The organism is Pseudomonas sp. CFII64, from assembly GCF_000416235.1.
Classification (GTDB): Bacteria; Pseudomonadota; Gammaproteobacteria; order Pseudomonadales; family Pseudomonadaceae; genus Aquipseudomonas.
Genome location: NZ_ATLO01000010.1, coordinates 375,156 through 391,241 on the forward strand (window position 1 = coordinate 375,156; position 16,086 = coordinate 391,241).

The window sequence follows — 16,086 nt, forward strand, 5'->3', positions numbered from 1 at the left end:
TACGTGCCTCTTCCCGGATAAATCCGGTCCCACATTGTTAATTCACCCAAACCTCAACCCGGCGGTTCTTGATCCGGCCTTCGTCCACATCATTGCCCGCCACGGGCATTTCCTCGCCAAAGCCGCGAACGTCGCGCAGGATCACATCGTTCTTCAGCAATTCCCGCCGCACAGCCATGGCGCGTAGCTTGGACAGCAGCGTCGCGCGCTCAGGATCGGTCTTGGCATCGCCAAAGCCCACCAGCGTGACGCTCTGGTTCAACTTGTCGTTGCGCTTGAGGTAGTCGACGACGCGTTTCAGGTCCAGCTGGGCCTTGTTGTCGAGTTTTGCGCTGCCCTGGGCGAAGCGGAAGTTCACCGAAAGCCGCTGCGCCTCGCGGGTCAAGGCCTGATAGTCGCGTGGCATTTGCGGCGTGGCCTGGACCTTGATGGCCTGCACCGTCTGCGCCACGAAACCGTTTTGCGCGACGATCGCCTGTCCGTCCGGGCTTTGGGCGAACTGCACCAAGGCGTTAGCCCAGCGTTGATGCAGGTTGGGCGGCAGGTATAAATACAGGCGTCGCGAGAGCGGATAGTCTTCAGTGGCAATCAGACTTGCTGTTGGCAACATCGGTTTGGCCTCGCCATCGGCCACGGCCACGGCTTTGGCATGGCGAACATAGGGCAGGCCGATAAACCCGATGCCGAAACGATCCTGACTCACCCGGTCCGACAACTGTTCGCTGGATTCGAAGCGTGTGGCGTTGCGCGACAGGGTTTTGCCGTATTTGAGCAGCACCAGTTCCTTGAAGGTCTCGTAGGTCCCGGATTGCTCGTCCCGTGCGTACAAATGAATGGGACCGCCGCTGCCGCCCAATTCCTCCCAATTGCTGATTTGCCCGGCAAACACTTTCGCCAGCTGTTCGGTGGTCAATTCCCGCAAGGGATTTCCGGGATGCAGGATCACTGCGACGCCATCAATCGCGATGACTTGCTCGGCTTTGTGGCTGCGCAGGTCGCCAGAAGCCGCCAGGTCGAGTGCTTCCTGATTCTTGATCGGGCGCGAAGAGGCGGCGATATCGGCCAGATTGGCTTTGAGCGCGGCGAAACCGGTCCCCGAGCCGTGGGCGGCGACCTCGATGAACACCACTTTGCCTTCAGCGGTCGTGGCCGATATCCGCACTTCGTTGGGTGTCGCCGCAGATTCGGTCTGCACCGATTGCAGGCCTTGCTTGCGCAGCAAACCTTCGACAAGCGCCGGCCCCAGTTGCGCGCCAATGGTGTTGGAACCCTGAATACGCAAGGCAGGCGTGTTATCAGCGGGAATCGGCAGCGCCGCCGATACGCTCAGAGGCGCCAGAAGAACGCCCGCCAGCAAGGTTGTCGCAAGGCGGCTGACTCGAAGAGAAAACACAGCGCGCAGCATCTGCGGCACCTTATGGAAGTAGGAAAGTGCCGGGAGAATAAGTCAGATAAGTTACTGGAATGTGACGGAGCGGTAACATCGTGATTTTGGTGCGTGATGACCTGGCCAGCGACGGCGGCTGGCCAGGGGTTATGCCATCAAATCAAACCAGTTCGAGCCAGATCGGCGCATGATCGGACGGTTTTTCCATGCCGCGCAAATCGTAATCCACACCAGCGGCCTTGATCCTGGGTTGCAGGCCATGGGACGCCATGATCAGGTCGATGCGCAGGCCGCGCTTGGGCTCATCCTCGAAGCCACGGCTGCGGTAGTCAAACCAGCTGAACTGATCGATCACTTCGGGGTAGAGATGGCGGAAGCTGTCAACCAGACCCCAGGCTTTAAGGCGTTCCATCCACTCGCGTTCTTCCGGGAGGAAGCTGCATTTGCCGGTTTTCAGCCAGCGCTTGGCGTTGTCCGGGCCGATGCCGATGTCGCTATCCTGCGGCGAGATATTCACGTCGCCCATTACCACCAGCGGCTGGTCGTTGCTGAAGCGGGTTTCCAGCAAGGCTTGCAGGTCGTTGTAAAAACGCTGTTTGGCCGGGAATTTGGTGGGGTGATCACGGCTTTCACCTTGTGGGAAATAGCCGTTCATGATGGTCACCGGTAGCCCATCGTTGTCTGCGAAAGTGCCCCAGATGAAGCGCTTTTGTGATTCTTCATCATCGGTGTCAAAGCCCTTGTGCAGCGACAGCGGCATCTTGCGCGACAGCAGGGCGACGCCGTAATGGCCTTTTTGCCCATGGAAATGCACGTGATAACCCAGCGCCTCGATGTCGGCTTGAGGGAATTGTTCGTCCGAGACTTTGGTTTCCTGCAGGCCGATAACGTCTGGCTGATGCTTTTCGATCAGCGCCGCCAGCTGATGAGGTCGGGCGCGCAGACCATTGATGTTGAAGGAGACGATTTTCATGTGACGGCTGTCCTGAGAAAAACAAAAAGCGATGCTAGCCCACCTGCAGGTTCTCGGCCAGTGCGCTGTCGCCCACCTCAGTGACAACCTCAATATAAGCCGACTGCTACGCTCAAGGCCGCATGCAAAGGTTTATCGCAACTTTCGGCACAGGCCGGGACTCGAAGCCTTTGTAGCACCAGAACGCTGCCGTTCGAGCAGCTGCGTCACTATGAGGTTAATTTTCATGCCTGAATCGTCTGCCATCGTGGCTGAAGTTCGCCAGCTCGACAGCGGTTACTCGCGGGAAACGCGCTCGCTGCTGTATCACGCGTACCGCCACGAGCCCAGTTTTGCCTACCTGTTCAACTCGCAGCGGCCCGGGTTTGAGCAGCGGGTGAGGGCGACGGTTCGCGAGTTGGTCAAGCAGCACTTCCTGCAGGATCTGCCCGCGCTGGGACTGTTTGTCAACGACCGGCTGGTGGGCGCCGCATTGATTGCGCCGCCGCAGCGTCGATTGGGCATTACCGAAAGCTGGGCCTGGCGTTTGCGCATGGTCTTGAGCACCGGTTTCAACTGCACCAAGCGGTATCTGGAGTATTACAACGCGGTGCTGGCGTGCCTGCCGTCCGAGTCGGTGCACGTCTTGCCGTTGCTGGGCATCCATCCTGAATTTCAGGGCAAACACTTGGGTGAACAGTTGTTGCAGGCGCTGCACGATTGGTGCGCGGTGGACGAAAACTCACAAGGAATCGTCGTTGATACTGGGAATCCTCGCTACCTTGAGTTCTATAAGCGACAGGGTTACGAGGAAATCGGCGAGGTGGCTGTAGGACCGGTCCGAGAGCACGTGTTTTTCCATCCAAATCCGCAGGTTTCACTCAAAGCCATGGCGTAAGGGTATGAAATTCATACCTTTCGGTGGGTTTTAGTGGCGCCTGTCGCACGTGTTAGCATTCGCGCCTATGAAGCCTTTTGTAAAATTATTCAGCGGTTTGTTTCTCGTTTTCTCAAGCGTCGCGGCCTTGGCCGCTGCGCAACTCGATGTGAGAATCACACCGGCCAACTCTGAGCTCAAAGCCAATATCGAAGGCTACGTGGGCAGTCCGGGCGAGCGCGATCAAGAGAGCCTTGAACACTTCAGCATCGGTGCGCAGGAACAGGCGCAACGGGCCTCGCAAGCACTGGGTTATTATCAGGCGCGCATCGACAGCGAAGTGGTCAAAGGCAAGGACGGCGCCTTGCAGCTGGTGATCAACGTGCAAGCCGGCGAGCCGATCCATCTGCGCAATGTCACGGTGCGGGTTGACGGTCCGGCGGCCTCGCTCAAAGCATTTCGCATCCCCAAGAGCGCCGCCCTCACAAGCGGCGCCGTGCTCAATCATGGTCATTACGAAGACGCCAAGCGCCTGATTCTGAATCAGGCTTCGCGTTACGGGTTTTTTTCGGGCCGCTTTACCCAGCAGCGCCTGTCGGTCGACCCGGCGGCGGGTGTCGCGGACATTGATCTGGTCTATGACAGCGGGCCGCGCTACTCCCTCGGCAAGGTCAGTTTCAGTGGCGATGCGCCCTTTGATGATGATCTGCTTCGGCGCATGGTGCCGTTCAAGGAAGGCACGCCTTACGATTCGGAGCTGATCGCCGAGCTGAACCAGGCCATGCAAGCCAGCGGCTATTTCGAAGGCGTCCGGGTGGACGCGGCCCCCACTGCCGCCGTCGGCCAGAGCATTCCGGTAACTGTTGCGCTGGACACCCGCAAGCCGCGGACCATGGGGCTCGGCCTGGGTTATTCCACAGACGTCGGGCCGCGTGGCAAGGCTAACTGGACGCGCCATTGGGTCAACCCTCAGGGGCACAGCTATGGCATTGAGTCCGAGCTGTCGGCGCCGCGCCAGAACGTCGGCCTCTGGTATGACATTCCCCTTGATCCGCCGCTGACCGACAAGCTGCGGTTTGCCGGCGGCTATCAGTACGAGGAGATCGCCGGCACTGACACGTTGAGCAAACTGCTGACTGTCGGCCCGGAATGGCACAGCCGGTTACCCAGCGGTTGGGAACGGGTGATTTCGTTGAAATGGCAGCGCGAGGAATACCGCCTTGGCGACGACTCCGGGCTCAGCACCTTGCTGATGCCGGGCATCAGCTATTCCTTCCTGCGCAGCGATAACCGGATCGATCCGCACAACGGCTATCGCTTGCAGTTCGATGCACAGGTGGCCAAGGAAGGATTGATGTCCGATTCAAACCTGCTGCATGGCAACGTGCTGCTCAAAGGGCTCACGACTCTGGGGCAGAATCATCGCCTGTTGGGGCGGGTGCAGTTCGGCGGTAACGCTACCAATGGCTATAAGTCGATCCCGCCGTCCCTGCGATTCTTCGCCGGCGGCGATCAGAGCGTGCGCGGCTATGACTATCAGACGCTGTCGCCAGAGAACTCCGATGGCGATCGTATCGGTGGGCGCTACATGGTGGCCGGCAGCGTGGAGTACCAATATTCGATTGCCGAGAAGTGGCGCGTGGCGACCTTCGTCGATCAGGGCAATTCGTTTAACACCTTGAACCTGCCCAGCCTCAAGACGGGCGTGGGTATCGGCGTGCGCTGGGTGTCACCAGTCGGTCCGCTGCGGCTGGATCTGGCCCACGCGCTGGACGACGACGGCGGCATCCGCCTGCATTTCTCCATGGGGCCGGAACTGTGAAGATGTTTACCTGGCAGCGCGCGCTGAAGATTATTGGCCTGGGCGTGGTTACCTTGTTACTGCTGATCGTCGCCGGGCTCTGGTTGCTGCTCGGCACCCAGGCGGGCAGTCGTTGGGCGCTGCAACAGGTGCCGGGTCTTGAGGTGGATAACTTCAATGGCACGCTCGGCGGACGCTGGAGTGCCGACCATCTGGTCTGGCAGCAAGCCGAAACCCGCGCCGAGCTTGATGCGCCGGTGTTTGCCTGGTCACCGAGCTGTTTGCTGAAAATGACCCTGTGCGTTGACCAGCTCCAGGCCGATCAAATCCGTCTGCAACTGGCCCCCGGCAGCGACGAAAGCAGCGGCGGGCCGATTACATTGCCTGATCTCAAGCTGCCGCTGGCCATTCGTTTGGGCGACGTGCGGATCGGCAGCCTGCAACTGGATGGCAGCGAGCAGCTGCGTGACCTGCAATTGGCTGCGCGCTGGACTCAGGAAGGCCTGCGCATTGATAGCGTGCATCTGCAACGCGACGATCTGGTGCTGGACCTGGCCGGTTTGCTCAAGCCGCAAGGCGATTGGCCTTTGACGGCCAGCGGTCTGCTGAAACTGCCTGCACAGGATGACAAAGCCTGGATGGTCAATCTGGATATCCAGGGCGATCTGCTCAAGACCCTGAAACTGAAGGCGATCAGCAGTGGGTATTTGCAAGCCCGGCTGGCGGGCGAGTTGCAGCCACTGCTGGAAAATCTGCCGGCGCAACTCAAGATCACGTCAGATGCATTCAAGGCCAGCGCGGCGCTGCCGGACACCTTGCAGCTCAATCAACTGGTGCTGGATGCCCAAGGTGATCTCAAGGCCGGTTATCAATTGACCGGCGCTGCCACTTTGCCTGCTGAGCAAGGTCCGGTTGCGCTGGCGATCAAGGGCAGAGTTGACGCAAAAGGCGCCGATATCGATGCGCTGGACCTGAGCGCCAACCCGCAGCAACGCCTCAACCTGACCGGCAAGCTGAACTGGGAACAAGGCTTGCGCGCCGACGCAAAAATTGCCTGGCTGGATTTCCCCTGGCATCGACTGTATCCCGAGGTGACTGAGCCGCAGGTGGCACTGCGCACGTTCAACGGCGAAGTGTCCTACACCGACGGGAGATACCTGGGCCATTTCAGCTCTGATCTGGACGGCCCCGCCGGTGCTTTCAGCTTAAGCAGCCCCTTCAGCGGCGACCTTACCCAGGTGTTTCTGCCGCAGCTGGAAATGGTTGCGGGGCAGGGCAAGGCCAGCGGTCATTTGAATCTGCAATTTGCCGACGGCATTGGCTGGGATACGGCGCTGGACCTGAGTGCCATCGATCCCTCCTATTGGCTGGCGCAGATGCCCGGAACCCTGGCGGGCCCGCTGCGCAGTAAAGGCCAGTTCAAGAACGAACAATTGAGTGTGAATGCTGACCTTGATCTAAAGGGGCGTTTGCGCGGTCAACCGGCGGTATTGCAAGCCAAGGCGGACGGTAGCGGCGATAGATGGACTGTCAGTGCGCTGGATATTCGTCTTGGGGACAACCGCATTCAGGGCAATGGCAGCTTGCAGCAGCGCCTGCTCGGTCAGCTGGACCTGAACCTGTTACGTCTCGGTCAGCTGTGGCCTGGGCTGCAAGGGCAAGTCAAGGGTCGTCTCGATCTGGCGGGCACAGTGCAAGCGCCACAAGCTGTGCTTGCACTGCAAGGCGCGCAACTGGTGTTTCAGGACAATCGTCTGCAAAGCCTGACCCTGAGCGGCAAACTCGACAACGCCCAGCGTGCGGTTATTGATCTGAAAGGCAGCGGCATCCAGGCGGGCGACACGCAATTGGGAACGCTGATTGTGGGTGCCCAAGGCGATATCAAGCGTCAGCAGTTGAAAATCGATTTGCAGGGGCCGTTGCTCAAACTTGCCCTGGCGCTGGATGGCAATCTGGACAAGGGTAACTGGCGTGGTCGATTGGCCAGCGGCGCGCTTCAGAGTGGCGGTCAGAACTGGCGCTTGCAGCAGCCGGCCAAGCTCGAACGGCTGTCGGATGGCAAAATCAATTTCGGCGCGCATTGCTGGCTTTCCGGGCCTGCCAGCCTATGCGGCGAAGACCAGCGGCTGATGCCGGAACCACGCCTGCGCTACCACCTCAAGAACTTCCCGCTCGACAGTCTGGCGCAATGGCTGCCCAAGGATTTCGCCTGGAAAGGTTCGCTCAACGCCGATGTTCAGCTCGACGTGCCAGCGGCGGGCCCCAATGGCCAGATCGCCATCAACGCCAGCGGCGGTACGTTGCGGGTGCGGGATAAAAAGCAATGGCTGGATTTCCCTTACGAGAGTCTGGTGCTGAACAGCACGCTGACGCCCAAACTCATCGACAGTCGCCTGGCTTTTCGCGGTGGCAAACTCGGCACGCTACTGCTCAACGCCAAGATTGATCCGCTGGCTCAGAACAAGACACTCACGGGCGATTTCAACCTCAGCGGCCTGGATATTTCGATTGCCCGACCTTTTTTGCCCATGGTGCAAAAGCTCACAGGACGACTTAACGGCACCGGCCGACTGTCTGGCGGGCTGCTGGCGCCTCAGGTCAATGGCAATGTCATTCTGAGCGGGGGCGAGATTTCCGGTCCGGAGTTACCCATCAGCCTTGAGGATCTACAGATCAAGGCGCTGATTGCCGGGGAAAGCATTCAGTTGCAGGGCGGCTGGAAAAGCGGTGACGCAGGCCAAGGCAGCCTGGACGGTCAGGTCAGCTGGGGGCAGGCGCTGCTGGTGGACTTGAACCTGAAGGGATCGCACCTGCCGATCACCGTCGAACCTTATGCGACGCTGGAAGCTGCGCCTGATCTGAAAATCTCCATGCACGGCGACCGACTAGGGGTTTCCGGCAAAGTTCTGATCCCCAAAGGCGTGATTACCGTGCGGGAGCTGCCAGCTTCTACCGTGAAGTTGTCCGGCGATACCGTGATCGTCGGGCATCAGACCGAACAAGGCGCACCGCCCATGGCAATCGCCATGGATGTCGACGTCCAGGTTGGGCAGGAAAAACTGAGTTTCACTGGTTTTGGCCTCACCGCAGATCTGATCGGTCAGGTGCATATTGGCGATAACCTCGACACCCGAGGCGAACTCAACCTGAAAAACGGTCGCTATCGAGCCTATGGGCAACGACTGACGATCCGCAAGGCGCGGCTATTGTTTGCCGGGCCAGCTGACCAGCCTTATCTCGATGTCGAAGCGATTCGCCAAACCGATGATGTGATTGCCGGCATTCGCCTGTCCGGCAGTGCTGAACAGCCCACTACAACGGTGTTTTCCGAACCCGCCATGAGCCAGGAACAGGCGTTGTCTTATCTGGTGCTGGGCAGGCCGCTGAATAATACCGGCGAAGACAGCAACATGATGGCCCAGGCCGCGCTGGCCCTTGGCCTGGCTGGCAGCGAATCCACAACCGGCAAGTTGGCGAACAATCTGGGGATCAAGGATTTCGAACTGGACACCCAGGGCAGCGGCGACAAGACCAACGTTGTCGCCAGCGGCAAGATCACCGAAAAGCTGAGTCTGCGCTACGGCGTTGGCGTATTCGAACCGGCCAATACCATTGCGTTGCGCTACATGCTCAGCAAAAAGGTATATCTGGAAGCCGCCAGCGGCATCGCCAGTTCGCTGGATATCTTCTATAAGCGGGATTTTTGAGGAAAGCACAGGCCATTGCGTAGGAGCGAATTTATTCGCGAGGCGATGTTTCTGGTTTCGCAGGACCAGAGCCTCGCCAACAAGTTGGCTCCTACAAAATCGCAATCAGCCATTCACCAGCTTCAACGAAGCCTCGCCGTAACGCTGCCCGGCAATGGCTTCAACCGGAAACAAATCCCGTAACGCCTGCAACTCCCCGGCGCTGAGCGTGATATCCAGTGCCGCGACGTTCTCTTCCAGGTATTTGCGCTGCTTGGTGCCTGGGATCGGCACGATATCGTCGCCTTGCGCCAGTACCCAGGCCAACGCCAGTTGCCCGGCGGTCACGCCTTTAGCGGCGGCGAGTTTCTGGACTTCTTCAACCAGCAGTAGATTTCTGGCGAAGTTCTCACCCTGAAAGCGCGGCGCGCTGCGACGGTAATCATCCGCTGCAAAGTCGTCCGGGCTTTTCAAAGTGCCGGTCAGAAAGCCTCTACCCAGCGGGCTGTAAGGCACAAAGGCAATGCCCAGACGGCGACAGGCTTCGAGGCTGCCATTTTCCTCGGGGTCGCGGCTCCACAGCGAATACTCGGTTTGCAGGGCGGTAATAGGATGGACCTTGTGCGCCCGTTCCAGGGTTTCTGCGGACGCCTCGCTCAAGCCCAGATAACGGACTTTGCCGGCCTTGACCAGTTCGGCCATGGCACCCACCGATTCTTCAACCGGGACTTGCGGGTCGATCCGGTGTTGGTAGTAGAGGTCGAGGGTTTCGATCTTAAGTCGCTTCAAAGTGCCATCGATGGCGCTGCGAATGTATTCGGGACTGCCATTCAGGCCACGGGCAGCGGGGTCATTGGCGTCGCGGACGAAACCGAACTTGCTGGCCAGGAACACCTGGTCGCGCTTGCCTTGCAAGGCTTCGCCGAGCAGCTCTTCATTGGTGTGCGGGCCGTACATGTCGGCGGTATCGAGCAAGGTGACGCCCAGTTCCAAGGCACGATGCAGAGTGGCGATCGATTCCTTGCGGTCGCTGCCGGTGGTGTAGAAGTCGGTCATGCCCATGCAGCCAAGACCGATAGCGGAGACACGCGGACCATCACGGCCCAATTGACGGGTTTGCATTGATGAACTCCTGTCGTTGCCTGTTATTGAAAGTGGCGACAGTTTTACTCCTCGACAAAATCTGGATAAACCCGCTAAAAGTGCTTTCACTGTTTAGAAAATCCAAATAATTCAGCGCCAAGGGTTTTTGCAATGGATCGACTCAACGCCATGCGCGTGTTTACCCGCATTGTTGAACTGGGCGGCTTCGCCAAAGCCGCCGACAGCCTGCACATGCCAAGAGCCTCGGTGACTATCCTGATCAAGCAGCTGGAAGCGCATCTGGGTGTGCAGTTATTGCAGCGTACGACCCGGCAAGTCAGCCCGACGCTGGACGGTCAGGCTTACTATCAGCGCTGTGTCAGTCTGCTGGCTGATCTGGACGAGGTCGAAGCCGAATTTTCTTCAGCGAGCATCGCCCCCAAGGGTGTATTGCGCATCGATATTCCGGTGGGGTTCGGCCGGATGATTTTGATCCCCTTGTTGCCGGAATTCAGTGCGCGTTACCCCATGATCGAGCTGGAGATCGGCATGAGTGACCGCCCGGTGGATCTGATTCGCGAAGGGGTCGATTGCGTGCTGCGTGCCGGGCCGCCACAGGATGACTCGCTGGTGGCGCGGCCGTTGACCCGGATGATTCAGGTGACCTGCGCCAGCCGCCGCTATCTTGATCAGTACGGCACGCCGCAGACCCTGGCGGATTTGCCGCGTCACAAGGTCATCGAATATTTCTCTGCCAGTTCTAACAAGCGTTACGGCCTGGAGTTCATGATCGATGGGCTGGTGAAGGATTTCAGTCTGCCCAAGGCGATGTCGATCAACAGCGCCGACGGTTACCTGGCGGCATGCGAAGCGGGCTACGGTCTGGTGCAGACGCCGTATTACCATATCGCCGAGCAGTTACGTCGGGGGACCTTGCTGGAGGTGCTCAAAAGCTATCGGCCACCGGCAATGGCACTGCTCGCTCTTTATCCGCCGCACCGGCAGATGTCGCGCCGGGTCAGGGTATTCGTCGACTGGCTGGTGGAGGTGTGTGCGCGCAAGGAACTGCTGGAAAAACTCAATGGTTGAAGCAAATTCAGCCGCATCCGATCTAGGTCGTCGGGCGCTTTCGTGGTTAACTTCCGGCTCTTCCCAAACCCTGGAAAAAGGACTCAGTTCATGGCTCAAGTGACTCGTAGAGGCAACCCTGTCCAAATCAATGGTGACCTGCCAGCAGTTGGCAGTGCTGCGCCGGCATTCACGTTGGTCGGCGGTGACCTGGCCGATGTGACCCTGGCTGACTTTGCCGGCAAGCGCAAAGTGCTGAACATCTTCCCAAGTGTCGATACCCCGACCTGCGCGACGTCCGTGCGCAAATTCAACGCCCAGGCCAATGACCTGAACAACGCCGTGGTGTTGTGCATCTCCGCTGATCTGCCATTCGCGCAAGCGCGGTTCTGCGGCGCCGAAGGCCTGGAAAACGTCAAGAACCTGTCCACCATGCGTGGCGCCGAGTTCATGAAGAACTATGGTGTCGAGATTGCCGATGGCCCGATGCAAGGCCTGACCACTCGCGCCGTTGTGGTGCTTGATGAAAACGACAACGTGCTGCACAGCGAACTGGTTCCGGAAATCGGTCAGGAACCTGACTATGACGCGGCGCTCTCCGTATTGAAGTAATAACCGGCAACACTTCGACGGCCTGAACCTGCTCAGGCCGTTTTTATTTATGCTTCAGGTGTTTAACAGAAGTAACGCCAAGGTAAATTGCCGGTAAAGGCGCTTTGCTTACTGCCTGTCTGTGCTTATTGTTCAACTCCTGAAGAAGCCCCACCCGCATTGGTTGATTATTCATGCAATTGTCTGGTTCCCGTAGTTCCCGCCGCTGGCTGATCAGTCTGCTTGTCCTCTTGGTTATCATCGGCCTGTGCTGGTGGTTCTGGCCGTCCTCGGCCGCCCATAAGGATGCTGGTAAAGGTTCTGGCGCCAGCCGGTCAGCCAGTGCGGCGAAGGCGAGCCCGGCGCGACCCGGCTTTGGCGGCGCTACCGCGCCGGTCCCCGTGCGTGTGGCGCCTGCGGTACTCGGGGATTTCCCGATCTACTACAAAGCCCTGGGCACCGTGACGGCGATGAACACCATCAATGTGCGCAGCCGGGTCGCGGGGGAATTGGTCAAGCTCAACTTCCAGGAAGGCCAGATGGTCAAGGTTGGCGATTTGCTGGCCGAGATTGATCCGCGCAGTTATCAGATCGCTTTGCAGCAGGCCGAGGGTACGCTGGCCACCAACCAGGCGTTGTTGAAAAATGCCCAGCTTGATGTGCAGCGCTATCGCGGGCTGTATGCCGAAGACAGTATCGCCAAGCAGACGCTGGATACCGCCGAGTCGCTGGTGAACCAGTATCAGGGCACGATCAAGACCAATCAGGCAGCGGTGGGCGACGCCAAACTCAATCTGGACTTCACCCGGATTCGTGCGCCGATAGCCGGCCGCACCGGTCTCAAACAGCTGGACGTCGGCAACCTTGTCGCCGCCAACGACACCACCGCGCTGGTGATCATTACCCAGACCAAGCCGATCACGGTCAATTTCACGCTGCCGGAGAAGGACCTGTCAGCAGTCATCACGCGCTATCGCAGCGGCGACAAGCTGCCGGTGGAAGCCTGGGACCGAGGTGATGTGAAGCTGCAGGCCAATGGCGTGCTCGCCAGTCTCGACAACCAGATCGATGTCGCCACCGGCACCCTGAAATTCAAGGCACGTTTCGAGAATCAGGACGAAGTGCTGTTCCCCAATCAGTTCGTCAATGTGCGCCTGCGCGCCGACACCCTGAAGCAAGCCGTGCTGGTGCCGACCGCAGCGGTGCAGTTCGGAACCAATGGCACCTTTGTCTATGTCATGGACGGCGACAAGAAGGTCAAGGTGCGCGGCCTCAAGACCGGCCCGAGCGACGAGCAGTCAACCGTGGTCAGTGAAGGTCTGGCGGCCGGTGATCGGGTGGTACTCGAAGGCACCGACCGCCTGCGCGACGACAGCGCCGTCGAGATCGTCAATGACAGCAAGGACGTGCCGAGCACTCCGGGCCAGCAGTTGCAAGGCAAGCCATCGAAGGAATCCGGCGAATCGGCTACGGCCGGCAAGGCGGAAAAAGACCACGCATGAACATCTCACGGCTGTTCATCCTGCGCCCGGTAGCCACCACGCTCAGCATGCTGGCGCTGGTGCTGGCCGGGTTGATTGCCTACAAATTGTTGCCGGTTTCGGCGTTGCCGCAGGTGGACTATCCGACCATCCGCGTCATGACCCTGTATCCGGGCGCAAGCCCGCAAGTGATGACCAGCGCGGTCACCGCGCCGCTTGAACGTCAGTTCGGGCAGATGCCGGGCCTGACCCAAATGGCGTCAACCAGTTCTGGCGGCGCATCGGTCATCACCTTGCGTTTCAGCCTTGAAATCAACATGGACGTCGCCGAGCAGGAAGTGCAGGCGGCGATCAACGGCGCAACCAATCTGCTGCCGACCGATCTGCCTGCGCCACCGGTGTACAACAAGGTCAACCCGGCCGATACGCCGGTGCTGACCTTGGCGATCACGTCCAAAACCATGCTGTTGCCCAAGCTCAACGATCTGGTCGATACGCGCATGGCGCAGAAGATCGCGCAGATCAGCGGGGTGGGCATGGTCAGCATTGCCGGCGGTCAGCGTCAGGCGGTGCGTATCAAGGTCAATCCTGATGCATTGGCGGCAGCCGGCCTGAATCTGGCTGACGTGCGCACGCTGGTGGGCGCGTCCAACGTCAACCAGCCCAAGGGTAACTTCGATGGCCCGACCCGGGTGTCGATGCTCGACGCCAACGATCAACTCAAATCGCCTGAGGAATACGCCAACCTGATCCTGGCTTATAAGGACGGTGGTCCGTTGCGCCTGAAAGATGTGGCGCAGATCGTCGACGGCGCGGAGAACGAGCGTCTGGCGGCCTGGGCCAACGAAAATCAGGCGGTACTGCTCAATATCCAGCGCCAGCCGGGCGCCAACGTGATCGAAGTGGTGGATCGCATCAAGGCCTTGTTGCCGAGCATTACCGATAACCTGCCGGCCGGTCTGGATGTCGTGGTGCTGACCGACCGCACACAAACCATTCGCGCTTCGGTGACCGACGTGCAGCACGAGCTGTTGATCGCCATTGTGCTGGTGGTGTTGGTGACGTTCCTGTTCCTGCGCCGTTTCAGCGCGACGATCATTCCGTCGATTGCCGTGCCGCTGTCGCTGGTCGGCACCTTCGGCGTGATGTACCTGGCCGGTTTCTCGGTCAACAACCTGACGTTGATGGCCATGACCATCGCCACCGGTTTTGTGGTCGACGATGCGATTGTCATGCTGGAGAACATTTCCCGGCATATCGAGGAGGGCGAGTCGCCCATGCAGGCGGCGCTCAAGGGCGCGAAACAGATTGGCTTCACCCTGGTGTCCCTGACCATTTCCTTGATTGCGGTACTGATTCCGTTGCTGTTCATGGCGGACGTCGTGGGGCGGCTGTTCCGTGAGTTCGCCATCACTCTGGCGGTAGCGATCCTGATTTCTCTGGTGGTGTCGTTAACCCTGACGCCGATGATGTGTGCACGCCTGCTCAAGCGCGAACCCAAACCTGAAGAGCAAAGCCGTTTCTACCGTGCCAGCGGTGCCTGGCTGGACTGGCTGATCGAGGCCTACGGGCGCAAATTACGCTGGGTGCTCAAGCACCAGCCGCTGACCTTGCTGGTCGCGGTGGGAACGCTGGCGTTGACGGTGTTCCTGTACATGATCGTGCCCAAGGGCTTTTTTCCGGTGCAGGACACCGGCGTGATTCAGGGTATTTCCGAGGCACCGCAGTCGGTTTCCTTCGCGGCCATGAGTGAGCGTCAGCAATCCCTGGCGAAAATCATTCTGCAGGACCCGGCCGTGGTCAGCCTGTCTTCGTATATCGGTGTGGACGGCGACAACACCACGCTCAACAGCGGGCGCTTCCTGATCAATCTCAAACCACACAATCAGCGGGATCTGGACGCCACGCAGATCATCCAGCGCTTGCAGCCGCAACTGGACAAGCTGTCCGGGATTCGCCTGTTCATGCAGCCGGTCCAGGACTTGACCATCGAAGATCGCGTCAGCCGGACGCAGTATCAGTTCAGCATGTCGTCGCCGGACGCCGACATGCTCGCGCTGTGGAGCGGCAAGCTGGTCGACGCGCTGAGCAAGCGCACTGAACTGACGGATGTCGCCAGCGACTTGCAGGACAAGGGTTTGCAGGTTTACCTGTTGATTGATCGCGATGCCGCCAGTCGTGTCGGGGTGACGGTGGCCAATATTACCGATGCGTTGTACGACGCGTTCGGCCAGCGGCAGATCTCGACGATTTATACCCAGGCCAGCCAGTACCGGGTGGTGCTGCAGGCCGAGTCGGTGGGCGAGCTGGGGCCGAAGGCGCTGGAACAGATTCACGTCAAGACCACCGATGGCGTGCAGGTCAAGCTGTCGAGTCTGGCGCGCATCGAGCAGCGTCAGGCGCAGTTGGCGATTACCCATCTGGGCCAGTTTCCGGCAGTAATGATGTCGTTCAACCTGGCGCCCGGCGTGGCATTGGGGGCTGCGGTGGAGATCATCGAGCAAACCCAGCAGGACATCGGCATGCCGACCGGCGTGCAGACTGAATTCCAGGGTGCCGCCCAGGCGTTCCAGGCTTCTTTGTCCAGTACGCTGCTGCTGATCCTTGCTGCTGTGGTCACGATGTACATCGTGCTCGGCGTGCTGTACGAAAGTTACATCCATCCGATCACTATCCTGTCCACGCTGCCCTCGGCGGCGGTGGGCGCGCTGCTGGCGTTACTAATCAGCGGCAATGATCTGGGAATGATCGCCATCATCGGCATCATTCTGTTGATCGGGATCGTCAAGAAAAACGCGATCATGATGATCGACTTCGCCCTCGACGCCGAGCGTAACCGGGGCGTGGACCCGGAAACAGCGATCTACGAAGCGGCGCTGCTGCGCTTCCGGCCGATCCTGATGACCACCATGGCGGCCTTGTTCGGCGCCGTGCCGCTGATGCTGGCGACCGGTTCCGGCGCTGAGCTGCGTCAGCCGCTGGGTCTGGTGATGGTCGGCGGTTTACTGCTCAGCCAGGTGCTGACGCTGTTCACCACACCGGTGATCTACCTTTATTTCGATCGATTGGGCCGTCGTTTCGGTCGTTCGGAGAAGGTCGAGGTGCCAGTGTGATGCGCAGTTTCAAGCGGCAAGCCTTTAGCTGCAAGCCTCAAGCACAA

At 59.5% G+C, this 16,086-nt stretch carries 10 protein-coding genes; 7 read left to right on the forward strand and 3 right to left on the reverse strand.

The annotated features are described in order from the left end of the window. Nucleotides 1–37 precede the first annotated feature (37 nt). Nucleotides 38–1,405 carry a substrate-binding domain-containing protein gene (locus CFII64_RS06635; RefSeq protein WP_020290012.1) on the reverse strand — a complete coding sequence of 456 codons (1,368 nt, stop codon included), beginning with the start codon at nucleotides 1,403–1,405 and terminating at the stop codon, nucleotides 38–40. 142 nt (nucleotides 1,406–1,547) lie between these two features. Continuing rightward, nucleotides 1,548–2,360, reverse strand: a complete 813-nt coding sequence (gene xthA, locus CFII64_RS06640; protein WP_020290013.1) for an exodeoxyribonuclease III — start codon at nucleotides 2,358–2,360, stop codon at nucleotides 1,548–1,550. Nucleotides 2,361–2,586: 226 nt separating this feature from the next. Here xthA and CFII64_RS06645 point away from each other — a divergent pair, with 226 nt between their 5' ends. The 3 genes from CFII64_RS06645 (at nucleotide 2,587) to CFII64_RS06655 (ending at nucleotide 8,724) form a co-directional block, all read left to right on the forward strand. Beyond that, a complete protein-coding gene (locus CFII64_RS06645; RefSeq protein ID WP_020290014.1) occupies nucleotides 2,587–3,237 on the forward strand; it encodes an N-acetyltransferase in 651 nt (216 codons plus the stop codon). Nucleotides 3,238–3,304: 67 nt separating this feature from the next. Next, on the forward strand, nucleotides 3,305–5,038 hold the full coding sequence (locus tag CFII64_RS06650; RefSeq protein WP_020290015.1) for an autotransporter assembly complex family protein: 1,734 nt from the start codon (nucleotides 3,305–3,307) through the stop codon (nucleotides 5,036–5,038). Between the two features lie 2 nt (nucleotides 5,039–5,040). Then, a complete protein-coding gene (locus tag CFII64_RS06655) occupies nucleotides 5,041–8,724 on the forward strand; it encodes a translocation/assembly module TamB domain-containing protein (protein WP_020290016.1) in 3,684 nt (1,227 codons plus the stop codon). Nucleotides 8,725–8,829: 105 nt separating this feature from the next. Here the strand turns inward: CFII64_RS06655 and CFII64_RS06660 are convergent, their stop codons facing one another. Then, entirely contained in the window at nucleotides 8,830–9,825 is a 996-nt protein-coding gene (locus CFII64_RS06660; RefSeq protein WP_020290017.1) for an aldo/keto reductase, read from the reverse strand. Between the two features lie 132 nt (nucleotides 9,826–9,957). Between CFII64_RS06660 and CFII64_RS06665 the strand changes: the two genes are divergently transcribed. The 4 genes from CFII64_RS06665 (at nucleotide 9,958) to CFII64_RS06680 (ending at nucleotide 16,039) form a co-directional block, all read left to right on the forward strand. Then, on the forward strand, nucleotides 9,958–10,875 hold the full coding sequence (locus tag CFII64_RS06665; RefSeq protein ID WP_020290018.1) for a LysR family transcriptional regulator: 918 nt from the start codon (nucleotides 9,958–9,960) through the stop codon (nucleotides 10,873–10,875). A gap of 90 nt (nucleotides 10,876–10,965) precedes the next feature. After that, complete coding sequence (gene tpx, locus CFII64_RS06670) at nucleotides 10,966–11,466, forward strand: thiol peroxidase (protein WP_020290019.1); 501 nt, start codon at nucleotides 10,966–10,968, stop codon at nucleotides 11,464–11,466. A 173-nt stretch (nucleotides 11,467–11,639) separates the two neighbouring features. After that, nucleotides 11,640–12,947, forward strand: a complete 1,308-nt coding sequence (locus CFII64_RS06675) for an MdtA/MuxA family multidrug efflux RND transporter periplasmic adaptor subunit (RefSeq protein ID WP_020290020.1) — start codon at nucleotides 11,640–11,642, stop codon at nucleotides 12,945–12,947. After that, on the forward strand, nucleotides 12,944–16,039 hold the full coding sequence (locus tag CFII64_RS06680; RefSeq protein WP_020290021.1) for an MdtB/MuxB family multidrug efflux RND transporter permease subunit: 3,096 nt from the start codon (nucleotides 12,944–12,946) through the stop codon (nucleotides 16,037–16,039). Before CFII64_RS06675 ends, CFII64_RS06680 begins: the two co-directional genes overlap by 4 nt. Nucleotides 16,040–16,086: the final 47 nt, after the last annotated feature.